This window comes from Pseudomonas sp. Leaf127 (assembly GCF_001423155.1).
In the GTDB taxonomy this organism is placed as follows: Bacteria; Pseudomonadota; Gammaproteobacteria; order Pseudomonadales; family Pseudomonadaceae; genus Aquipseudomonas; species Aquipseudomonas ovata.
This window is the reverse complement of the sequence record NZ_LMOA01000021.1, coordinates 470,396-492,128: the sequence shown is the minus strand read 5'-3', so window position 1 is coordinate 492,128 and position 21,733 is coordinate 470,396. Positions and strand designations below refer to the sequence as shown.

Sequence of the window (21,733 nt, the reverse complement as noted above, 5' to 3'; positions counted from 1 at the left end):
CGTGCTCCTTAGGCCGACTCGCGTTCCCAGATGTACATGGTGGCGGGAACGGGTTCCCAGACTTTGGCCTTCTCGATGCCCGGCAGGCTCGACAGCGCCTGGTATTCGGAGGCCATGGCGACGTAGTCGTCGGTTTCGGCAAGGATCGCCGGCTTGCAGGCAATCGGGTCGCGGATCACCGCAAAGCCGTTGCGGGTGCCGATGGCGAAGGTAAAGAAGCCGTCCAGCGCTTCGAGCGAGTTGTCCAGGGCCTGCTTGAGCGAATCACCCTGCTGCAGACGCCAGGCCAGGTAACCGGCGGCGACTTCGGTGTCGTTCTCGGTCTCGAACTGGATGCCTTCGCGGCGCAGTTCCTGGCGCAAGCGAAAATGGTTGGACAACGAGCCGTTGTGCACCAGGCACAGGTCGGCGCCGGTCGAGAACGGGTGGCTGCCTTCCATGGTCACGGCGCTTTCGGTGGCCATGCGGGTGTGGCCGATGATGTGGCTGCCTTTCATCGAGGCCAGGCCGAAACGCTCGGAAATTTCTTTGGGCAAGCCCATGCCCTTGAGGATTTCAATGCTCTGGCCGGCGCTCATGATGCGCACGGTCGGTGCCAGTTCGGTGAGCGCTGCACGCACCAGGGCTTCTTGGGCCTTGATTTTCAGGACGATGGCGCTGGCGTTCTGGAACCAGTCCAGCTCGGCCTCGATGTGCTCCTGCAAGGCGCTGATCAGGGCCTTGAAGTCATAGCCTTCGGTGGTGGCCTGCAAGGTCAGCTTGACCCAGCCATCGGCCACTTCATCGCCATAGATGGCAAAACCTGCACTGTCCGGACCGCGGTCGGTCATGGCTTCGAGCATCGGCTCGAACAGTTTGCCGAGCTGGGACTCCAGCGCCGGGTTCTTCAGGTACAAACCAACAATCCCACACATACGGGCCTCACTTTGTTCGGCAGAGGTCAGTTGCACGCTTCACGCTGCAAGCTGATCGGGTTGATACGAAAACAGGTGCAACGCCACGAACCGCTGTTACTGGCCGCTTGTGGCTTGAAGCCTGGGGCTTAGAAGAATTCGGTGTAGCGCTTCACTTCCCAGTCACTGACGTGGCGGCTGTATTCCACCCACTCCATGCGCTTGAGCTTGATGAACTCGCCGACGATTTCCGGGCCCAGCACTTCGCTGAACAGCGGGTCGGCTTCCAGGGCGTCGCAGGCTTCCTTGAGCGACTGCGGCAGGGTCTTGATGCCGCGGGCGGCGATCTCTTCCAGGCTCAGCTTGTAGAGGTTCTCGTTGCACACCTGGTCGACCTGCAACTGGCGGTCGATGCCGTCAAGGCCGGCGGCGATGATCGCGGCGCTGACCAGGTACGGGTTGCAACCGGCGTCGGGCAGGCGGAACTCCAGGCGGCCGTAGGGCACGCGCACCATGGCCGAGCGGTTGTTGGAACCGAAGGCAATAAAGGCTGGCGCCCAGGTGGCACCGGACAGCGAGTTGCCCACCACCAGGCGCTTGTAGGAGTTGACGGTGGGCGCGGCGAAGGCGCACAACGCCGGACCATGGGCCAGCAGACCGGCGGCAAAGTGATAGGCCATCTTCGACAGGCCCATGCCGCTCGGGTCGCTGGCGTCGTGGAACAGGTTTTTGTTGGTCGCGCTGCTGATCGACAAGTGGAAGTGCATGCCATTGCCGGCGCGCTTGGGGTCCGGCTTGGGCATGAACGAGCAGATCATGCCCATGTCGTTGGCGATCTCGCCGGCGGCCATGCGGAAGAAAGTAAAGCGGTCGGCCGACTCCATGGCGTCGCTGTAGGTGTAGTTGATCTCGAACTGGCCGTTGGCGTCTTCGTGATCGATCTGGTAGATGTCAAAACCCACCGGTTGCAGCGCTTCGGTCAGGCGCTCCAGAAACTCGCGGGACCGCGACAGGCCCTTGTAGTCGTAGCACGGCTTGTCCAGGTCATCGCTGGCGTCGACCAGTTGCAACTTGCCGGTCACGTCGCGCTTGAACAGGCTGAATTCCGGCTCCAGACCGGTGTTGAGGGTCCAGCCCCGGTCACTGAGGCGCTCGACCTGCTTTTGCAGCACATAACGGCTGTCGTAAGGCCAGGGCTTGCCATCGACGTGGCCGATGCAGACCACCCGGCCATAACCCGGCTGCCACGGCACCGGCGTCAGGGACGCCAGATCGCCCTTGGCCATGAAGTCCGGGCCATGAGGCTCCATGCCCATGCCGCAGATGGCGAAGCCGGCAAAGCCGGCGCCCGCCTCGGCCACCATCTCCAGGCCGTTGACCGGCACCGATTTGGTCTTGGACGAACCGTGGATGTCCACGAACTGAGCCAGCACATACTTGATGCCGTGCTCCTGGATCAGACGCTGTGTTTCGGGTGGCAACATGAGGCTTGACTCCTGGGTCGTAAGCAAAGGCTTGAAGGTAGGAACCCGGTTTCACTGCATGGCGATCATCTTATTCCATTCAGGAAACTTACTTTCCCATCAGGAATGCAAGGTGCTTGCCAATCTGCTCACCCACCCTTGAAACGGGTTTGAAAGGGGTTTTTCTTCTGTATATATGGGAAACTCTTTTTCCCACTGCGAATAATCCAGCGGCCGAGATCACGGCGCAGGGATCAATGCACTTTCACAGTGCGAAATAAAAATTATTGAACGGAAACCGTGCACACCTTATGACCGACCAAGACCCACCCAAGCTCAAGCTTGAGCAATACCTGGGCATCCAGATCAAGCGCCAGCGCCAGGCGCAGGAACTCAAGCTCGCCGACGTGGCGCGCATTGCCGGGATCAGCCAAGGCATGTTGAGCAAGATCGAGAACGCCCAGGTGTCGACCAGCCTGGACAACCTCAGCCGCCTGTGCGACGTGCTGGGCATGCCCATGTCCAAGCTGTTCAGCCAGTACGACCAGCAAGGCAGCAGCGCGCTGCTGGTCAAGGCCGATGAAGGGCTGGAGGTGGTGCGCCGCGGCACCGAGAAGGGCCACACCTATCATCTGCTCAACCACACCCGTGGGCCGAAGAAAAGCTTCGAGGCCTACATGGTGAGCATGGACGACGCCAGCGAAGAGTTCCCGACCTTCTCTCACCCCGGCACCGAATTCCTGCACTTGCTCGAAGGCGAGCTGATCTACCGCCACGGCAACCAGCTGTATCGCATGCAGGCCGGCGACAGCCTGACCTTCGACGGCGACATCCCGCACGGGCCGGAGCAACTGGTGCAGGTGCCGATCCGCTTGTTGTCGATCATGAATTACGGCGAGTCCTAAAGGCGGCACGCTGTCGCACAGCAAACATGGGGCCCGGTAGGAGCGCGCTTGCCCGCGACCGAGTGCGCAGCGCTCGCAAAATTTCGGAAACGCCGGAAATCTACAGTGAATGACCGAAAAATCTCGGAAACGCTGCGAATTTACGACTGCTTCGCAGCCGGTCGCGGGCAAGCGCGCTCCTACAGGCAGTCACCTCACGCCTGACTTAGAAAATTCCCTTCAAGAAAAAAACTTTCCAGATTTATCTGGACGGGCCGGCTGCTTTCACCTATAAAACCGATCTCAAGAATATTTAATTCTTATCAGGAATTTTTATTCACCCCTGAAAATCATTTTTACCCTTGAATTTTTCGCCCTGCGCCAAGCTGCCGCCACTTTCCGAGGACGTGCCATGCAACACGAAAAGAACCATTTCATCCTGAAGATCAGTTGCCCGGCGACCTCCGGCATCGTCGCGGCGGTGACGTCGTACCTGGCCGGCAATGGTTGCTACATCGGTGAAATGGCCCAGTTCGATGACGAGTTCAGCGGTCGGTTCTTCATGCGTGCAGTGTTTCGCTTCAACGACGGTCATCAGGGCGATATCCAGCAGCTCAAGGCCGGCTTCACCGAGGTCGCCGGGGCCTTTGCCATGGACTGGGAGCTGCACGACACCCGTGAGCCGATGCGTGTGCTGCTGATGGTCAGCAAGTTCGACCATTGCCTGACCGACCTCCTGTACCGCTATCACAAGGGCGAGATGGACATGACCATCACCGCCATCGTCTCCAACCACCTCGACCTGCGGCCCATGGCCGAGCGTGAAGGCATCCGCTTCATCTACCTGCCGGTGACCAAGGACAACAAGGCCGCCCAGGAAGCGGCGCTGATGCAGGTGGTCGACGACACTGGCACCGAACTGGTGGTGCTGGCGCGCTACATGCAGATTCTTTCCGATGACCTGTGCAAGCAACTTTCAGGCCGCGCCATCAACATCCATCACTCGTTCCTGCCTGGCTTCAAGGGCGCCAAGCCCTATCACCAGGCCTACGAGCGCGGCGTGAAGCTGATCGGCGCCACTGCGCACTACGTCACCAGCGACCTGGACGAAGGCCCGATCATCGAGCAGGAAGTGCAGCGGGTCGACCATGTCTACCTGCCCGGTGACCTGGTGGTCGCCGGGCGCAATACCGAAACCGTGGCCCTGTCCAAGGCGGTCAAGTACCACCTTGAACACCGCGTCTTCCTCAATACCGACAGAACGGTGATCTTCCGGTGAATACTTCCAAGCTGATTGATGGCAAGGCCGCCGCCGCCCGCGTGTTGCAGCAGGTCAAACACGACGTACTGGCCCTGCAAACGCAAGGCATCACCCCGGCGCTGGCAGTGATTCTGGTCGGTGAAGACCCGGCCAGCCAGGTGTACGTACGCAACAAGATCCTGCGCGCCGAGGAATGCGGCATTCGTTCGATCGAACATCGCCTGGGCGCCGATTGTCCGCAAGACCGGCTGCTGGCGCTGATCGCCACGCTCAATGCGGACCCTGCGGTCAGCGGCATCCTCTTGCAGTTGCCACTGCCGGCACACATCGAAGAAACCCGCGCCCTGCAAGCCATCGACCCGCGCAAGGACGTCGACGGCTTTCACAGCGAGAACGTCGGCGGCCTGAGCCAGGGTCGCGATGTGCTGGCACCCTGCACCCCCACCGGCTGCATGTATCTGCTGGAGCAGACCCTGGGCGACCTGACCGGCAAGCATGCCGTGGTGATCGGTCGTTCGAACATCGTCGGCAAGCCCATGGCCGCACTGCTGCTCAAGGCGCACTGCTCGGTAACCGTGGTGCACTCGCGCAGCACCGATGCCCGGGCCCTGTGCCAACTGGCCGACATCGTCGTGGCCGCCGTGGGCCGCCCGCGCATGATCGACGCCAGCTGGCTCAAACCGGGCGCGGTGGTCATCGATGTCGGCATCAACCGCATCCAGGACGGTGACCGCAGCCGGCTGGTGGGCGATGTCGATTTCGACAGCGCCCTGCCCCAGGCATCGGCCATCACCCCGGTGCCCGGTGGCGTAGGCCCCATGACCATCGCCTTTCTGATGCACAACACCGTGACCGCCGCCCGCCAGCAGGCGCAGGCCCAGGTTCAGCCGCATAACAGCCCGTCGGAGGCCGCATGCCTTTCAGCCTATTGAAATACGGGCTCAGCTCGGAATATCCGGTCGACGTCGACCTGCCGGCACCCAAGGACCTCAAGCCGTCCTATGACGTGGTGATCATTGGCGGCGGCGGCCATGGCCTGGCCACCGCCTATTACCTGTCCAAGTACCACGGCATCACCAACATTGCGGTGCTGGAAAAGGGCTACCTGGGCGGCGGCAACACCGCGCGCAACACGGCGGTGATCCGTTCGAACTACTTAACCAGCGAAGGCGTGCGTTTTTATGCCGAGTCGGTGCGCATGTTCGAGGGCCTGTCGAACGAATTCGACTTCAACATCATGTACTCGCATCGCGGCCAGCTGACCCTGGCGCACACCGATGCCACCGTACGCTCATTCCGCCAGCGCGCCGAGGTCAACAAGCATTTTGGCGGGCGAACCGAGATGCTCGACCGCCAGCAGATCCGCGAGCTGGTGCCAAGCCTGAACCTGGACCCCGGCCACCTGCCGGTGATCGCCGGTCTCTGGCACATCGACGGCGCCACCGCCCGGCATGACGCCGTGGCCTGGGGCTACGCCAAGCAGGCGGCCAAGCGCGGGGTGGAGATCCACCAGCTCACTGAAGTGCAGGAGCTGGTCATCGACAACGGCACCATCACCGCAGTCAAGACCAATCGCGGCACGATCAAGTGCGGCTGTGCGGTGCAGGCCGTGGCGGGCATGAGTTCGCAAATGATGAAAAAAGCCGGCATCCGCTCGCCGATCCAGACCTTTCCGTTGCAGGCGATGGTCACCCAGCCGTTCAAGCCGTTTCTCGATCCGCTGGTGAGTTCATCGGCGCTGCACTGCTACGTGCAGCAGACCAGCCGTGGCGAGGTGGTGTTCGGTGGCGGCTCCGATCCGTACCCGCTGTTCAACACCCGCTCGACCCTGGACCTGAAGGAAAGCCTGCTGGCCCACGCCATCGAGATGTTCCCGTTCCTGGCCAATGCCAAGCTGATGCGCCAGTGGGCCGGGATCACCGACATGACCCCGGACTATAGCCCGATCATGGGCCTGTCGCCGGTCAAGAACTATTACCTGGACGCCGGCTGGGGCACCTGGGGCTTCAAGGCCACGCCGATCTGCGGCAAGACCATGGCTGAACTGGTAGCCAGCGGCGGCCAGGTGCCGGCGTTGATCAAGCCGTTCGGCCTGGAGCGGTTTTCAACCTTCCAGCAGGTCAATGAAATGGGCGCCACGGCGGCCAGCCACTAACCGCCTTTGAGCAGGAGCAACCGATGAAAGTCATGACATGCCCCCTCAACGGGCCGCGCAATATCAGCGAGTTCACCTACGGTGGCGAGTTCAAGGTCATGCCCGACCCGCAGACCTGCAGCGATGCCGAGTGGGCCGACTATGTATTCAACAGCGAAGACACCTTGGGGGTGGTTCGTGAATGGTGGATGCATACCCCGTCCAGCTACTGGTTCCTGGCCGAGCGCCACACCGGCAGCGATGAAATCCTGCGCACCTTCGACCCTCGCGAACTGTTCGACCGCCGGGTCGAGTTCACCACCGCTGCCAAGGAGATCGCAGGATGAGTACTGCCAACCGCCTGCCTGCGCCCATGGGCCTGCTGATCGACCGTGATCAGCCACTGGCCTTCAGTTTCGACGGCAAGACCTACCAGGGCCTGCAAGGCGATACCATCGCCAGCGCCCTGCTCGCCAACGGCCGCTACCTGCTGTCGCGCTCGTTCAAGTACCACCGCCCGCGCGGTCCGCTGAGCATGGCCGGGCAAGACGCCAATACCCTGGTGCAACTGCCCCGCGAACCCAACGTGCTGGCCGATACTTTCGCCTTGCAGGCAGGCCTGCAGGTGACCGGGCAGAACTTCAACGGCTCGCTGGACAACGACAAGGACGCCTTGCTCGGCAAGTTCTCCAGATTCATGCCGGTGGGCTTCTACTACCGCTCCTTTTACAAGCCCAAGGGCATGTGGAAGGTCTGGGAACCGGTGATCCGCAAGAAAGCGGGCTTGGGCGTGCTGGACCTGACTTTTCAGCCAGAGTATTACGACAAGGCCTACCTGTTCACTGACCTGGCCGTGATCGGCGCCGGCCCTGCGGGTTTGCAGGCCGCATTGACTGCCGCCAATGCCGGGGCCAAGGTGCTGTTGATCGAGCAGCAGCCGATCCTCGGCGGCTCGCTGACCTACGCCCGCTTCGACCTGCACGGCCAGCGCGCCGAACAGCTGCGCCGCGAGCTGGTCGCGGCCGTGGAAAGCCACGCCAATATCCAGGTGCTTAAAACGGCCACCTGCAACGCCTGGTTCACCGACAACTACCTGCCGGTGATTCAGGGCAAGCGCATGTACAAGGTGCGCGCCACCCAGTGCCTGGTGTGCAGCGGCGCGTTTGACCAGCCGGTGATCTTTCGCAACAACGACTTGCCCGGCGTCATGCTGACCAGCGCCGCCCAGCGCCTGATGAAGCTGTACGCGGTCAAGCCCGGCCAGCGCGCCGTGGTGCTGACCGGCAACGATGACGGCTACCTGGCGGCCCTGGACCTGCACGACCAGGGCGTACAGGTGGCGGCGCTGGCCGACATGCGCAACCAGCCTTCGGACCGCGCCCTGCTGGTCGAGCTGGAAAAGCGCGGCATTACCTGCCACACCAGCACCACCGTTTATGAAGCCCTGCACGAAAAAGGCATGCGCCACGTCAGCGGCGTCGAGTTGCGCAAGATTACCGGCCAGGGCCAGGTAGCCAGCGCCGGCTCGGTGGTCGACTGCGACCTGCTGTGCATGTCCGGCGGCTACATGCCGGCCTATCAGTTGCTGTGCCAGGCCGGTGGCAAGCTGGCCTACAACGACCAGAACGCCGGGTTCACCCTCAGCGGTCTGCCGGCCAACCTGCGCATTGCCGGTTCCGTGCGGGGTTACTACGCGCTGGACAACGTGCTGGCCGATGCCATTCATGCCAGCGCCGAAATCGTCGCCAGCCTGGGCCTGGACAACGTCACCCGGCCGCTGCCGCTGGCCGGCGAGGCGCCGGTCAACTTTCCCTGGCCGATCTTCCCGCACCCCAAGGGCAAGGATTTCGTCGACTTCGACGAAGACCTGCAAGTGCAGGACATCATCAACGCCACGCGCATCGGCTACCGTGACGTGCAACTGGTCAAGCGCTATTCCACCGTCGGCATGGGCCCTTCGCAGGGACGTCATTCGGCCTTGCCGACCGCCCGCCTGGTGGCCGCCGCGACCCAGCGCAGCGTCAGCGAAACCGGTGTAACCACGGCGCGCCCGCCCTTCGAGGCCGAGAAACTGGCGCATGTGGCCGGTCGCGCGTTCGACCCGTACCGGCAGACGCCGATGCACAGCCGCCATGTGCAGGCCGGGGCGAAAATGATGCCCGCCGGCATCTGGCAACGCCCGGCCTACTACGGCAAGGCCACCGAACGCGATGCCTGCATGCAGGCCGAAGCCCACCATGTGCGCACCCGGGTCGGCCTGATCGACGTCTCGACCCTCGGTGGCCTGGACGTGCGTGGCCCGGACGCGGCCGAGCTGCTCAATCGTATGTACACCTTCGCCTTTCTCAAGCAGCCGGTGGGTCGCTCGCGCTATGCGCTGATGACCAACGAGCACGGCGTGGTGATCGACGACGGCGTGTGCGCACGCTTTGCTGACAACCACTTCTACGTGACCGCCACCACCAGCGGCGTCGACCGCATCTACCAGCAGATGCTCAAGTGGAACGCCCAGTGGCGCCTGAACGTCGACATCGCCAACGTCACCGCCGCCATCTCGGCGGTCAACCTGGCCGGGCCCGATTCGCGCAAGGTGCTGGAACAGCTCTGCACCGACCTGGACCTGTCCGCGGCAGGCTTCCCGTACCTGGGCGTACGCCAGGGCACGGTGGCCGGGATCAAGGCGCGCCTGCTGCGGGTCGGCTTCGTCGGTGAGCTGGGCTACGAGATCCACGTGCCGGCCCGGCATGCCGTGCAGCTGTGGGATGCGTTGATCGAGGCCGGCAAGGCCTTTGACATCAAGCCCTTCGGCGTCGAGACCCAGCGCCTGCTGCGCCTGGAAAAAGGCCATGTGATCATCAGCCAGGACACCGATGGAATGACCCACCCGGCCGAGATCGACATGGGCTGGGCGGTCAGCCGCAACAAGCCGTTCTTTGTCGGCCGCCGCTCGGTGGACATCCTCGAAGCCCAGCCGCAAAAGCGCAAGCTGGTGGGCTTCACCCTGCCCCGGAACAGCCCGCAACCACTGGAAGGCCATCTGGTGCTGCAAGGCCCGGACATCAGCGGCAACGTCACCTCGTGCGAGTACTCGCAGACCCTGGGCAAGATCATCGGCCTGGCTTATGCGGCCTTCGACCAGAGCCAGCCCGGCCAGCAGATTCCGATCCGCGTCGAGGACGGCGTGGTGGTCCAGGCCACCGTGGTGCCCTTGCCTTTCTTCGACCCTGAAAACCTGCGTCAGGAGCTTTGACCATGTCCAGCCTTGTCACTGAAACACCGGCGTCACAGCGCCTTGTCGAGACCGGCGCACAGCCCTTGTGCACCCTGCTGGACCTGACTGACCTGGCCCGGGTTGGCTTTCGTGGCGCGCAAAGCGCCGAGTACCTGCTCGGGCGTGGCTTCCAGTTGCCCGAGGCGCCCAACCGCGCCGTGACCCAGGCCGACGGCAGCCATGTCGCACGGCTGTCGCAGACCGAGTACTTCATTCTGGGCAGCGCGGCCGACCAGGGCATGCGCATCGCCGACGAAGAAGCGCGCTGGGAAATGGATCACCTGGCCAACTACCTGCTGCCGCGCCAGGACAGTCATGCCTGGCTGCAACTGTCGGGTGTGGCCATCAGCGAGGTCATGGCCAAGCTGTGCGGTGTCGACCTGCGGCCCCATGCCTTCGGGCCGGGCGCGGTGGCGCAGACCTCGGCGGCGCGGATCAACGTGATCGTGATCAATGTCGGCGCGCAATTGACGCCGTGTTTCCAGATCCTGTTCGACCGCTGTTCGCGTACGTATTTCAAGGCTGCGCTGAGCGATGCGATGGCCGAGTTCAGCTAATACCTGAATCATCAGAACAACACCCCTCGCCTTGGCCCGCCAGGGCGACGTAGTAGATGCCCGATCTGTGGGAGCGACCAACGGTCGCGAAAAGACTTGGCATGATCCACTGTGGCCTTCGCGACCGTTGGTCGCTCCTACGTGGGGTATATACGGGGGTTATACATGATGGAAACCGCGGACAAAGACACCGACTACAGCGTCCCGGCCCTGGCCCGGGGCCTGAGCGTGCTGGGGCTGTTCAATGCGCAGGTGCGCTCGCTGGGCATTCAGGACATCGCCGAGCAACTGGGGGTCAGTACCTCGGCGATCTACCGCATCCTGTTCACCCTCACGCACATGGGTTACCTGAACAAACGCAACACCCAGTACGAACTCGGTGCACGGGTGATCAGCGACGGTTTCAGCTACCTGGCCAGCCGCGATATCGTCGAGGTGGCCATGACGCACCTCAACGAACTGCGCGACAAAACCTCGTTGTCGTGTCACCTGAGCATTCGCGAGCACACCGACAGCCTGTACCTGTACCGGGCCTTCGCCGCCCAGCGCCTGTCGGTGAACATTCCGGTCGGCACCCGCATTGCCTGCCATTGCACCGCCATGGGGCGCATGCTGCTCACCGAGCTGGATGACCGCCGCCTGGCCGCGCTGTACCAGCACATTCGCCTGGACGATTACCCGGCGCCGGCGCCGCGTACCCTGCCCGAACTGCAAGCCACGATCAGCGAGGACCGCGAGCGCGGCTGGGTGCTGCACCGCTCCGATTACTCGACGGCCATCGCCACCTCGATCAAGGATCATACCGGTGCGGTCACGGCGGCAATCAATCTCTCCGGCCCTGACGCAGTCATGGACTCGCAAGGCGCGCAGGCACGTTTTCAGGATCTGCTGATGGCGTGTCGTGAACGCATCAGTGAGTCGCTGGGTTACCGGGAATGATTTTCAGACTTAAATCGTCAAGTTGTCTTTATCGGTTAAAGAATCAACGTGTCGCGCCGAAATTCTAAGATGTACGTTACAGCCCAAGGCCTTGCCGAGACCGGCACGCGACGTGCATCAGCAGTGGTGACTTGCGATGTATAAAAAGAATTCCGGAGCTTAAATGAATATCAAGCAAAAGCTGACAGGGGCCTTCGCGGTCATCGCGTGCCTGCCGATCGTCGTTGTCGCCAGCATTGTGATCGTCAACCTGCGTAACGAGGCCACGGAAGATTTCGTCGACAACAGCGGTCGTGAGATCCGCCAGGTCGAGAACGCCATGCAGTTGTTCTTCGATGGCATCAGCCAGAACATCGAATACCTGGCGGCCAACCCGCTGCTGACCAGCGCCGGCAACGGCCTGAAAAGCTATATGACGCCTGAGCAGCAAGGCCTGCCGGACTCCGAGGCCGACAAGAACATCCTTGCGCTCTTTGACGGCCTGGGCAAGAGCCACCCTTCCTATTCATATATTTCCTACGGCCTGTCCAACGGCACTTACGTGCCATGGCCGGTCGACCAGAAATTCAGCAACTACGACCCGCGCGTACGGCCTTGGTACAAGACCGCGCTGGCCAACCAGGGCAAGACCCTGCGCACCGATGCTTATTACTGGGCGCCGGACGATGCGGTGATGGTCGCCACCGTGCGCGCCATTCCCAATGCCCTGGGTAATCCAGGTGGCGTGGTGAGTATTGATGTGACGCTCAAGCAGCTGACCAACATCGTCAAGCAGATCAAGCTGGGCGAGACCGGCTACCTGATGCTGATGGAAAACACCGGCAACGTGCTGGTCGACCCCAAGAACCCCGAGCATAACTTCAAGAAGCTCGGTGAACTGGGCGGTGGCTTCAATGAACTGGCCAAGACCCAAAAAGGCCTGATGGAAGTCGAGCTTGATGGCGAGCGCTACATGGCCAATGTCTACCCTGCCGACAAACTGGGCTGGAGCTTCATCGGCCTGATCCGGCAGGACGAAGTCATGGCCTCGGCCAATCATCTGACCTGGCTGATCGGCATTATCGCCGCCGTGCTGGCCGTAGTCTTTGCCCTGGTCGGTGCCAGTTTTGCCAGCCTGATCGTGCGCCCGATCAACAGCGTGTCCACCGGCCTTGAAGGCATTGCCCAGGGTGAAGGCGACCTGACCGTGACCCTGGCGGTGCGCGGCAACGACGAAACCGCGCAACTGGCCGGCTGGTTCAACCAGTTCCTGAGCGCCATCCGCAGCCTGATCCAGCACNCTGACCGTGACCCTGGCGGTGCGCGGCAACGACGAAACCGCGCAACTGGCCGGCTGGTTCAACCAGTTCCTGAGCGCCATCCGCAGCCTGATCCAGCATATCGGCCAGGCCGCCACGCGCATTCTCGACTCGTCGCAGAGCGCCACCCGCGTGTCCGGTGACATGGCCGAAGCGGCCAACCGCCAGCGCGAAGCGGTGGACATGGTCTCCACGGCGTTCCATGAAATGGTCGCCACCGCCAACGAAGTCGCCCGTTCCTGCAGCCAGGCCGCCGACTCGGCCGACACCAGCCAGCAACAGGCCCGCGCCGGACAGCGGCAGATNAATGGTCGCCACCGCCAACGAAGTCGCCCGTTCCTGCAGCCAGGCCGCCGACTCGGCCGACACCAGCCAGCAACAGGCCCGCGCCGGACAGCGGCAGATCGACGATGCGGTGGAAAGCGTCGACCGCCTCAGCGAGGAAATCTCCCGTTCGGCCCAGGACATGACCCAGCTGGAAAAGGACAGCAACGACATCCAGTCGATCCTCAACACCATTCGTTCGATTGCCGAGCAGACCAACCTGCTGGCGCTCAACGCSGCCATCGAGGCTGCACGGGCCGGTGAGCAAGGCCGCGGCTTTGCCGTGGTGGCCGATGAGGTGCGGGCCCTGGCCAAGCGCACCGCCGACTCCACCGCCGAGATCGACGGTCTGCTGGGCAATCTGGCRCGSCGCACCGCCTCRGTGGCGCAACAGATGCATTCGAGCCTGGAAGTGTCGCAACAGTCGGTGAGCAAGATCGGCCAGGCGCGCACCAGCTTCGGCCAGATCCGYGAGTCGGTGGACATCATCCGCGACATGAACACCCAGATCGCCACGGCGGCCGAAGAACAGCATCAGGTGGCCGAGGACATCAAYCGCCAYATCAGYCAGATCCAYGGCGATGCGCAACTGGTGGTGGAACTGGCGCAATCGGCCCGCACCGACTCGCAGAGCCTGGCGTCGCTGTCCAATGAACTGGATAACCTGGTGCGCAAGTTCCGCACCTGAACACGTTCGCGATACCCGTAGGAGCGCGCTTGCCCGCGACCGGCTGCGTAGCAGTCGTAAAATTGTGGCGTTTCACAGATTTCTGCGAGCGCTGCGCACTCGGTCGCGGGCAGAGCGCGCTCCTACAGCTRTGAGCTTTATTGCCAATAAAATCAATAAGTTATTTTTTGATGAGCGCGCGCTTGCCGGAATGCCGGACCACCGCGACCGGCTGCGTAGCAGTCGTAAAATTGTGGCGTTTCCGAGATTTTGCGAGCGCTGCGCACTCGGTCGCGGGCAAGCGCGCTCCTACCAGGGAGAGGAGTCGCTTGGGGGAGGCGTGGTAGTATGTGGCCACTTTTTTCCTGTCGACCGTCATGTCCCGAAAACCCTTCTTCACGCCGGCCTTCTGGCTGCAGCTTGTCAACCGCTTGCCGTGGCGCAACGCACCTGAAGCGGTAGCGCCCGATATCCCGCCGGCACCGGTTCAAGTCTCGGCGATTGAACACGACCTTGCGCCCCCTCGCCCTTCAAGGCCAACGGCCAGAACCAAGGCCAAAGCCAAGGCGCCACCCGCTCCTGCAAAGCCCGCAGCACCGGCCTGCCCGCATTGCAAGAAGAGCATGATCAGCAAGGTAGCACGCACCGGCGCCAACGCCGGCGGGCCCTTCTGGGGTTGCACCGATTACCCGAAATGCCGGGGCATCCGCGCGATTTTTGCGCCATTACCGTCAAGGCGGGGCTGAGACTTCGACGCTCAACCGTAGCGCGGATAATCGGTGTGGCTTTCCTTGCGCCAACACTTGCCGCAGGATGCGCTGGCGCTCAAGCACATGCTGGCGAAACGGCCATTAATCAGTTCGGCCAGCCGCGCCTGACCTGCCGTGCCGGAAACTGCTCGTAGCGCAACAAGCCGATGGCAAACCTGACCATCAACCGCCCGTGGTCGAGGTATAACCGGCTGAACTGCGCCCGGGTCAGTCCGGGTTTGCGTTTGAACAGATAAACAATGGTGTGCATAAGACGGCGCTCCAGGGAAAGTCGTCATGGACTTGCCTGAGCGTGGTTAAAGAGTCTGACCGCTGTACACCGCACTCACAATGCCATCCGCCAACGCTCCCCACGCCCCTGCTACCGCCGTATTGGTCATCACCACCAGGCTCAGCCCAGCCTGCGGATCAACCCAATAATGACAGCCATACAGCCCGCACCAGCCCCAGGTGCCGCGCCCTTGCACCTGCTGCGCCGCCACCGGATCGGTGAGCACCGCCGGCCCCAGGCCGAAGCCCCAGCCGGGGCCGCGGCTGACCATGGGCAGCTCGCCCAGTGCATTGCCCAGCAGCGCGGCGGTGCTGGCGGGTTCAAGCAGCGGCGCCCCGCCCTGGCGCAGGCATTCGAGCAGGCGCAGGTAGTCGTCGGCGGTGCCAAGAAGGCCGGCGCCGCCTGAGGCCCAGGGTTCGGATCGGTAGGCACGGCGGGCCGACAGGTGCGCCAGGCCGCTGTCGAGCCACAGGCTGTCGTGATCGGCTATGGGTTGCGGTGCGCCTGGGGCATCCTTGTAAGGTTTGGCCAGCGGGCGTTCGGGGTCATCGACAAAGCCGGTGGCGGTCATCTGCAAGGGGTCGGTCACCCAGCGGGCGATGGCTTGCGCCAGCGACAGGCCGCTGGCCTTTTCGATCACCGCGCCCAATACGTCGGTGGCCAGCGAGTAGCCCCAGGCGCTGCCGGGCTCGAACCGCAAGGGCACGTGCGCCAGGCGTTGCAGGTTGTCCTCAAGCGTCAGTGGCGAATCATCCAGGCCATCGGACACGCCGGCCTGCTGGTAGGCATTGCCCGGCGCTTGCTCAAAGCCATAGCTCAGGCCACTGGTGTGCGACAGCAGCTGCCGCAGGGTGATCGACGCCTCGCGGCCATGGCTCAACCGCGGGCGAAAATCGGCCAGCCAGTCGCTGACCTGTTGCGGCAAGCCGAGGATGCCGAGTTCGCACAGGCGCAAGGCGACGACCGAGGTGAGCAGTTTGGTCAGCGAGGCCAGACGAAAGCGCGTGTCGCGTGCCATGGCCAGGCCCGCTTCACGGTTGGCCCAGCCTCGGGCGCTGGCGTAGCGCACCTCACCTTCATGCGCCAGCAGCAGCACACCGCCCACGATCTGTCCGCTGTCGATGTGCTCGCGCCAACAGCGGTCCAGGCGCTGCAATGCCTGAGCCTCGCGCATCAGCACCCCCGCACCGCATGGCTGAAGATCTGCTGGTAGCCCTCAGCGCAGTGGCGCACCGGGTTGGTGTGCGAGCAGCCGTCGTTAAAGGCCATCTGCCCGATCAGGCGCGCGTCGCGCTCGTCGATGCCCAACGCAGCCAGGGTGTGCGGGATGCCGACATCCTCGCGCAGTTGCAACAACCAGTCGAACACGCCCTTGAAGCCCGGCACCGGCAGACGCAGGGCGTGCGCCAGTTCATCCATCGGCCGGTGCAGGACCGACTCGTTGGCCAGCAGCACGTAGGGCATCACGATGGCATTGAGCAAGCCATGGTGGTGGTCATACAGCGCACCCAGCGACTGGGCGATGGCGTGCACACCACCCAGCCCGCGCTGAAAGGCCGCCGCGCCCAGGCTGGAAGCCACCAGCATCTGCTCGCGGGCTTCCAGGTCCTGACCATCCGCGACAACGCGCGGCAGGTGCTGCTGGAGCATCTGCAGGCCCTTGATCGCCACGGCCTCGGCCATCGGGTGCCAGACCGGCGAGCACCAGGCTTCCAGGCAATGGGTCAGCGCATCCATGCCGGTGGCGGCGGTCAGGTGCCTGGGCAGGCTGAGGGTCAGGCGCGCATCAAGGATCGCCACCCTGGGCATCATGCGCAGATGCAGGAGGGTGCGCTTGACCCGGGCCTGTTCGTCGGTGATCACCGCGGCACGGCCGACCTCGGAGCCGGTGCCGGCAGTGGTCGGCAAGGCCACCAGTGGCGCGATGCCGTCGGGGTCGGCACGCAAGTGGTTGTCGCCGATGTCTTCGAAGTCCCACAACGGGCGCTGCTGGCCGGACATCAGCGCCACGGCCTTGGCCGCGTCCAGCGCCGAGCCGCCACCGAAGGCGATCACGCCGTCATGGTCGCCGGCCTTGTAGGCCGCCAGGCCCTCGGCAACGTTGCTGCCGGTGGGGTTGCCCTTGACCTGGTCGAACAGCGCGCAGTGGCCCAGTTCACGGCGGCAGTCGTCCAGTGCCTGCTGGATCATGGGGCTGGCGCCCAGGTCACGGTCGGTGATCAGCAGGGGGCGGCGGATACCGCTGAAACGGCAGGCGTCGGCCAGTTCCCGCGCCCGGCCGGCGCCGACGCGAATGGAGGTGGGGTAATGCCAGTTGCTGGTGTGCATGGGATCGTTCCTTTTAAACCTGTAGGACCGGCTTCAGCCGGGAAACAGACGACACCATTCCCGACTGAAGCGCATCGCCATCCGATCGGCCCTACACCAATGAGGGTGTGTGGATTTGCGTTGAGCCGTTCAGAACTGCAGCCAGGCCGCCGGCAGCAGGCCCAGCAGCAAACGCAGGCCGAAGGCGACCATGAACAGGCCGGTGACGATGTCGATGGCCTTTTTCATCCGCTGGTAGCGGGCCTGGATGGCCGGGATGGAGAACAGCGTGGCCAGCAGCACGAACCAGGAAATGGCCAGTACGGCAATGATCGAGACACCGGCGGTGCGCACCCACATCGGCAAGCCCGGGGCGGCGACGGTGGTGAACACGCTGGTGTAGAACGCCAGGGCCTTGGGGTTGGTCATGTTGGTCAACAGGCCAAAACGGTAGGCACGGCCCAGGTTGCCGATGCCCAACGCCTTGATGTCACGCGGGGCCGGCGGGTTGCCGGCGTTGCGCAGGCTCTTGGTGCCCAGCCAGGTCAGGTAGGCGCCGCCGAGCAGTTGCAGCGCCGGTTGCAGCCACGGCAGTTGCTGGAAGATCAGGCCCAGTCCGGTGGCTGCCAGCAAGGCCCAAATGATGCTGCCCGAGGCCACGCCCAGGCCGGCGCAGATGCCTTGCTGGCGCGACTGGCTCAGCGACAGTTGGGTGATGACCAGAAAGTTGGGCCCGGGGCTGATGATCAGCACGATAAAGGCACCGGCCAGGGCGATAAGCAGGGTGAGTTCGTTCATGGGGACATTCCTTGTAGAGCGGTCGATAGAATCAGTGTTCAGTGGGTTACGGCACGCGCGGCGGCCAGGCTGGCCAGGCAGTCGCTGACCGCGCGCCGGGCTTGCAACGGCGCCAGGCACTGCGGGTCCGGGGTGGGCACGTAGTGGTTGTAAAAGGTGCTGCCTTCCACCGCCGGCCCCAGCACCCAGAGGCATGGGTGCGGTTGACCGTCGCTGCACAAGGCGCGGTTGCCAGGATCGATGGCGATGCCGTCGGCCGGGTATGGATGGGCGGCGTGAATCAGGCCCTGACGCAACAGGTCGGCCAGCAGCGCATGACGGTTATGCGCCAGGCCGCTGGAGCCGACCCGGGCCTGGACCAGGTGGTCGACCTCGATGACCGGGCCATGCGGGTCGTCCAGCGCTTGCAGCCAGACCCGGCCGCCCTCCTCGTGCGCCTGGGTGGGCGGCAGCACCTGGACCACGCCGGCGTCGATCAGGGCCAGCACATCTTCATGGCGCTCGTGTTGCGGCCCGCCGACCAGGCGATTGGAAACACCGGCGTACCGCGTGTAGAAGGCCAGGGTCGAGTGCGCCTGCAAGCCGTCATGGTCGACCACCGCCCGCAGCACGTCGCGGCAGTCGCGCCAGACCTCCAGCGCCTGGGTCAGCGGGCTGCGTGCCGGGCCCTGGCGGCTGCGCAGCAGGTCCTGGGCGATCCACTGGCGATACCAGCCGGCGTAGTCCTGCGGCGCACCCTTCCAGCGCTCGGTGGCGTGCCAGTGCGCAGGGTCGAATGCGCCCCATCGTCCGGCCAGCCGGGCGAACAGCACCTGCCGCTCAGGGGCCTCGACCGCCTGCTGCAAAGCGTGTTGCAGGTCGATCAACTGTGCAGGCCCGGCCAGTTGCGCGCAGGCCTGATAGAACACCGCGCGCATTTCGTCCTCGATCAGCGGCAAGACGTCATGGCTGAAATCCAGCCGGCCATCGGTGCTGTGGCAGCGCAGTTGTTCAATCGCAGCCACCGTGAAATACCGTCGCGGCCAGGGTTGGCGCACCGAGCCGTCGTGCTGTGGCCGGGCATGAAACGGCCGGCCACTGCGCGAGTACAGGTACAGGCGCGGTTCACGGCCGCTGGGCAGGTAGCGCCAGCCGGCCAGGCTGTCATCGGCCACAAAGCGCCCGCCGCGCCCTTCGGTCAGGGCGGCCAGGCTGTCCATCGCGCTGAGCCCCAGGCCCTCGATGGCCACCCGTCGACCAGGTTCTGGCGGCACCGGCAAGGCCTGCGCATGCCCGCAGGTGATGAACAGCGCAGCAAATGCATGGCGCTCACCGTTTGCTGTGCCCAGTTGCCAGCCCGAACCCGAGGGCTGGCCGCTGATCACTCGTTGCGCCACATGCCGTACCTGCAGGCCAGGCGGACAGTGCCTGAGCAACCCGCGGTAACTGTCTTGCAGGTAGCGGCCCAGCAGGCGGCGCGGCACGAAGTCGCCAAAGCCGATCGGGCGACCCTGCCCGCTGTCGTCCAGGTGCCCGCGGGCATCAAGGCGCAGGTTGTGACCCTCGCACCATTGCAAGAAGGTCGGCCCTGGTGGCCGGGTTGCCGGGTGCGCGGTACAGAACGCCGAGAGCTGCCCGGCCATGGTGTTGAGCATCAGGTAGTCGGGCTGCTCGCTCAGGTGCAGGCCGCTGCCGGGCGTCTGGGGATCGAAAACGTCGATTTGCAATCTGTGGCCAGGGGCTTGCCGGTAAAGGGCGATGAATTGTTCCAGCACGCTCAGGCCGCGCGAGCCCATGCCGACGATGGCGATGCGCAAGGGTTCAGGTGTGGCCGCCGGTGCCGGCGCCCGTTGAGTGCCAAGGGTCATGGTGATCACCAGCGGCTGGATTCGAAGAAGAAGTTCGGCACCGGCAGTGCCCGGCCCTGCGCGAGCGCCTGGCGGTACACCCGCTGGCCGACCGCCAGGTCGAGCACGCCCAGGCCGAACGGCGAGAAGATCGTCGGCCGCGCCGGGTCCAGGGCAATTTCACCGAGCATCAGTTGCGCCAGGGTGCCGGTGATGAACGAACGATCCTGGTATTCCTGCACCGCCAGGTGCGGCGAGGTGCCCGCCTTGAGGCAGTGCTCGACGTCGTCGAACAGGTTGTTGGCCTGGGCAATCAGGGCCAGTCCCAGGTCACGCAGTGAGATATTCAGCACCACTTGCCCAGGCTTCAGCACCGGTTCCAGCACATAGGGGCTGGGCGCGGTGGTGGCGAACGCCAGCAGGTCGGCGCCCAGGCTCGTGGCCAGGTCCTGCGCCTCGACGCGCAGGCCGTGTTGCCGATGGGCGTGATCGATCAGCGCCTGGGCAGAGTCGGCATGGCTGTCATGCACGCTGAGGCGCTCGAACTGCCAGCCATCGGCGACCAGCAGATCAAGCAGGGTGCGGGCGATGAAACCGGCACCGACCAGGGCCAGGTGGCGGGCGCTGCGTTGTTGACCGTTGATCCAGCGCGCCCCGAGCACCGCCGAGGCAGCCGTGCGCATGGCACTGATGCGCGACGCTTCCAGGCACGCATAGGCGTAGCCGGTGTGCGGGTCGTTGAGCAGCAGCACGGCCGAGGCGCGCTGCAGGCCAGCGTCGATATTGCCCGGAAAGCTGGATATCCATTTGATCCCGGTCACCGGCTGTTCGCCGTCAAGGCTGGCCGGCAGCGCAATAATGCGGTTGGCCGGCTGCGCAGGAAAACGCAGGAAGTAGCTGTCGGGGTTGATCGTGCGCCCGGCCTCATGCTGCAGGTAGGCCTGGCGCACATCCTCGATGCACGCCTGGGGATCCGCCGCCAGCAGGTACGCCACGCTTTCGCCGTCGACCACGTGGAAAGACGGTTTTACGGGCCCGGCCTGAAGCGCAGGCGCCGGCCTGGAGCCGGGTTCCAGGTAGGTGGTGTGCTGCGGCTCGATAGGCAGGTCGGCCAGTTGCATGCCCAGCACCTCACGGCCAAAGCGCTGCTCGACCCAGGCATCGTCATACAGGGTGTCGAGGTAACGCTCGCCCCAGTCCGGCGACAGCGCCACCACCACGGCCCCCGGTTCGATGCGCTCGCGCCACGCATGCACGGCGGCCACCACCGTGGCCGTCGAGCCGCCCACCAGCAAGCCGCGGGTGCGGGCCAGCAGGCGGGCCATGGCCACGGTGCGCGCTTCGGGGACCATTTCCAGGGCGTGAATACCGTCGGCATCGAAGATTGGCGGCCGCTGGCTGGTGCCCAGCCCCGGAATGAAACGCCGCGCGGCCGGGGTGCCAAAGGTCACGGAGCCAACGCTGTCGACGGCGATGATGCGGGTACGCGGATGATGCTTGCGAAAGTACTGCACGCAGCCCATCAGCGTGCCGGTGGTGCCGGCGCCAACGAACAGGTAATCGACCTGCGCGAAGCTTTCACCGATCGAACGCGCGGTGGTCTGTGCATGGGCGCGCGGGTTGGCGGCGTTTTCGTACTGGTTGAGCCACACATAACGAGGATCGCGCATCAATAGCTCGCGGATCAGCGCAATGCGTGTGCCGAGAAAACCGCCATTGGCATCGGCAGTGTCGACCTGGATTACTTCGGCACCGTAGCTGCGCATCAGGCCGATGCTGTGCCGGGCGCTGTTGGGATCGACCACGCAGGTAAAGCGCAGGCCACGGCTGGCGCAGAGCATGGCCAGCGCCACGCCCAGATTGCCCGAGGACGATTCGATCAGGACAGTGTCGGGCCGGATCAGGCCGCGGGCCTGCAAGTCGTCGACCAGAGCCGTGGCGGTCTTGAGCTTGATCGAGCCGGCCGGGTTGAACGACTCCATTTTCAGGTGAAAGTCAGGGCCGATACCGCTCACCTTGAGAAAGGTGCGGTCGTGAAGAATGTCGCCAAGGGTCTCGAACATGGTCATC

The 21,733-nt window shown here is 64.1% G+C and carries 17 protein-coding genes and 3 pseudogenes; 12 read left to right on the top strand and 8 right to left on the bottom strand.

Going from position 1 to position 21,733, the window contains the following annotated elements; translation table 11 throughout:
- Positions 1 to 8: 8 nt before the first annotated feature.
- Positions 9 to 914, bottom strand: coding sequence for a class II glutamine amidotransferase (locus ASF84_RS15495; protein ID WP_056840160.1), 906 nt, complete (start codon positions 912 to 914; stop codon positions 9 to 11).
- A 128-nt stretch (positions 915 to 1,042) separates the two neighbouring features.
- Positions 1,043 to 2,377, bottom strand: coding sequence for a type III glutamate--ammonia ligase (gene glnT, locus ASF84_RS15490; protein ID WP_056839712.1), 1,335 nt, complete (start codon positions 2,375 to 2,377; stop codon positions 1,043 to 1,045).
- 290 nt (positions 2,378 to 2,667) lie between these two features.
- Between glnT and ASF84_RS15485 the strand changes: the two genes are divergently transcribed.
- From ASF84_RS15485 to ASF84_RS30230, 12 genes and pseudogenes are all read left to right on the top strand, one after another.
- Positions 2,668 to 3,261: a helix-turn-helix domain-containing protein gene (locus ASF84_RS15485; protein ID WP_056839711.1), complete on the top strand. Its 594-nt coding sequence runs from the start codon at positions 2,668 to 2,670 to the stop codon at positions 3,259 to 3,261.
- 391 nt (positions 3,262 to 3,652) lie between these two features.
- Positions 3,653 to 4,519, top strand: coding sequence for a formyltetrahydrofolate deformylase (gene purU, locus ASF84_RS15480; protein WP_056839710.1), 867 nt, complete (start codon positions 3,653 to 3,655; stop codon positions 4,517 to 4,519).
- Complete coding sequence (gene folD, locus ASF84_RS15475; protein ID WP_056839709.1) at positions 4,516 to 5,433, top strand: bifunctional methylenetetrahydrofolate dehydrogenase/methenyltetrahydrofolate cyclohydrolase FolD; 918 nt, start codon at positions 4,516 to 4,518, stop codon at positions 5,431 to 5,433. Before purU ends, folD begins: the two co-directional genes overlap by 4 nt.
- Positions 5,415 to 6,656: an FAD-dependent oxidoreductase gene (locus tag ASF84_RS15470; protein WP_056839708.1), complete on the top strand. Its 1,242-nt coding sequence runs from the start codon at positions 5,415 to 5,417 to the stop codon at positions 6,654 to 6,656. Before folD ends, ASF84_RS15470 begins: the two co-directional genes overlap by 19 nt.
- A gap of 23 nt (positions 6,657 to 6,679) precedes the next feature.
- Positions 6,680 to 6,982: a sarcosine oxidase subunit delta gene (locus ASF84_RS15465; RefSeq protein ID WP_056839707.1), complete on the top strand. Its 303-nt coding sequence runs from the start codon at positions 6,680 to 6,682 to the stop codon at positions 6,980 to 6,982.
- Positions 6,979 to 9,885 carry a 2Fe-2S iron-sulfur cluster-binding protein gene (locus ASF84_RS15460; RefSeq protein WP_056839706.1) on the top strand — a complete coding sequence of 969 codons (2,907 nt, stop codon included), beginning with the start codon at positions 6,979 to 6,981 and terminating at the stop codon, positions 9,883 to 9,885. The genes ASF84_RS15465 and ASF84_RS15460 overlap by 4 nt, the downstream gene beginning before the upstream one ends.
- Before the next feature lie 2 nt (positions 9,886 to 9,887).
- Positions 9,888 to 10,463 (top strand): sarcosine oxidase subunit gamma, encoded by a 576-nt coding sequence (locus ASF84_RS15455; RefSeq protein WP_056839705.1) that lies wholly within the window; start codon positions 9,888 to 9,890, stop codon positions 10,461 to 10,463.
- A gap of 165 nt (positions 10,464 to 10,628) precedes the next feature.
- Positions 10,629 to 11,402 carry an IclR family transcriptional regulator gene (locus tag ASF84_RS15450; RefSeq protein WP_056839704.1) on the top strand — a complete coding sequence of 258 codons (774 nt, stop codon included), beginning with the start codon at positions 10,629 to 10,631 and terminating at the stop codon, positions 11,400 to 11,402.
- A 163-nt stretch (positions 11,403 to 11,565) separates the two neighbouring features.
- Positions 11,566 to 12,681, top strand: a pseudogene (locus ASF84_RS29775) (cache domain-containing protein); the annotation flags it as partial.
- Position 12,682: 1 nt separating this feature from the next.
- Positions 12,683 to 13,005, top strand: a pseudogene (locus ASF84_RS29770) (methyl-accepting chemotaxis protein); the annotation flags it as partial.
- Between the two features lie 2 nt (positions 13,006 to 13,007).
- On the top strand, positions 13,008 to 13,712 hold the full coding sequence (locus tag ASF84_RS29765) for a methyl-accepting chemotaxis protein (RefSeq protein WP_236709431.1): 705 nt from the start codon (positions 13,008 to 13,010) through the stop codon (positions 13,710 to 13,712).
- A 539-nt stretch (positions 13,713 to 14,251) separates the two neighbouring features.
- Positions 14,252 to 14,437 (top strand): annotated as a pseudogene (locus ASF84_RS30230) (restriction endonuclease); the annotation flags it as partial.
- Positions 14,438 to 14,546: 109 nt separating this feature from the next.
- Here ASF84_RS30230 and ASF84_RS29150 read toward each other — a convergent pair.
- From ASF84_RS29150 to sbnA, 6 genes are all read right to left on the bottom strand, one after another.
- Positions 14,547 to 14,711 (bottom strand): hypothetical protein, encoded by a 165-nt coding sequence (locus ASF84_RS29150; protein ID WP_156684252.1) that lies wholly within the window; start codon positions 14,709 to 14,711, stop codon positions 14,547 to 14,549.
- 46 nt (positions 14,712 to 14,757) lie between these two features.
- On the bottom strand, positions 14,758 to 15,912 hold the full coding sequence (locus ASF84_RS15435; RefSeq protein WP_056839702.1) for a serine hydrolase domain-containing protein: 1,155 nt from the start codon (positions 15,910 to 15,912) through the stop codon (positions 14,758 to 14,760).
- Entirely contained in the window at positions 15,906 to 17,060 is a 1,155-nt protein-coding gene (locus ASF84_RS15430; RefSeq protein WP_056839701.1) for an iron-containing alcohol dehydrogenase, read from the bottom strand. Before ASF84_RS15430 ends, ASF84_RS15435 begins: the two co-directional genes overlap by 7 nt.
- A 129-nt stretch (positions 17,061 to 17,189) precedes the next feature.
- A complete protein-coding gene (locus ASF84_RS15425) occupies positions 17,190 to 17,837 on the bottom strand; it encodes a LysE family transporter (RefSeq protein WP_056839700.1) in 648 nt (215 codons plus the stop codon).
- A 38-nt stretch (positions 17,838 to 17,875) separates the two neighbouring features.
- Positions 17,876 to 19,684 (bottom strand): FAD/NAD(P)-binding protein, encoded by a 1,809-nt coding sequence (locus ASF84_RS15420; protein WP_056840159.1) that lies wholly within the window; start codon positions 19,682 to 19,684, stop codon positions 17,876 to 17,878.
- Between the two features lie 5 nt (positions 19,685 to 19,689).
- Positions 19,690 to 21,726, bottom strand: a complete 2,037-nt coding sequence (gene sbnA, locus ASF84_RS28555; RefSeq protein ID WP_082481671.1) for a 2,3-diaminopropionate biosynthesis protein SbnA — start codon at positions 21,724 to 21,726, stop codon at positions 19,690 to 19,692.
- Between the last annotated feature and the right edge of the window lie 7 nt (positions 21,727 to 21,733).

Bases quoted from the DNA above. Each gene is read 5' to 3' on its own strand.
- ASF84_RS15430 (WP_056839701.1), bottom strand. From the start codon at position 17,060: ATGCACACCAGCAACTGGCATTACCCCACCTCCATTCGCGTCGGCGCC.
- ASF84_RS15460 (WP_056839706.1), top strand. From the start codon at position 6,979: ATGAGTACTGCCAACCGCCTGCCTGCGCCCATGGGCCTGCTGATCGAC.
- ASF84_RS15420 (WP_056840159.1), bottom strand. From the start codon at position 19,684: ATGACCCTTGGCACTCAACGGGCGCCGGCACCGGCGGCCACACCTGAA.
- purU (WP_056839710.1), top strand. From the start codon at position 3,653: ATGCAACACGAAAAGAACCATTTCATCCTGAAGATCAGTTGCCCGGCG.
- ASF84_RS15495 (WP_056840160.1), bottom strand. From the start codon at position 914: ATGTGTGGGATTGTTGGTTTGTACCTGAAGAACCCGGCGCTGGAGTCC.
- sbnA (WP_082481671.1), bottom strand. From the start codon at position 21,726: ATGTTCGAGACCCTTGGCGACATTCTTCACGACCGCACCTTTCTCAAG.
- ASF84_RS15455 (WP_056839705.1), top strand. From the start codon at position 9,888: ATGTCCAGCCTTGTCACTGAAACACCGGCGTCACAGCGCCTTGTCGAG.
- ASF84_RS15465 (WP_056839707.1), top strand. From the start codon at position 6,680: ATGAAAGTCATGACATGCCCCCTCAACGGGCCGCGCAATATCAGCGAG.
- ASF84_RS15425 (WP_056839700.1), bottom strand. From the start codon at position 17,837: ATGAACGAACTCACCCTGCTTATCGCCCTGGCCGGTGCCTTTATCGTG.
- glnT (WP_056839712.1), bottom strand. From the start codon at position 2,377: ATGTTGCCACCCGAAACACAGCGTCTGATCCAGGAGCACGGCATCAAG.
- ASF84_RS15450 (WP_056839704.1), top strand. From the start codon at position 10,629: ATGATGGAAACCGCGGACAAAGACACCGACTACAGCGTCCCGGCCCTG.
- ASF84_RS15470 (WP_056839708.1), top strand. From the start codon at position 5,415: ATGCCTTTCAGCCTATTGAAATACGGGCTCAGCTCGGAATATCCGGTC.
- ASF84_RS15485 (WP_056839711.1), top strand. From the start codon at position 2,668: ATGACCGACCAAGACCCACCCAAGCTCAAGCTTGAGCAATACCTGGGC.
- ASF84_RS29150 (WP_156684252.1), bottom strand. From the start codon at position 14,711: ATGCACACCATTGTTTATCTGTTCAAACGCAAACCCGGACTGACCCGG.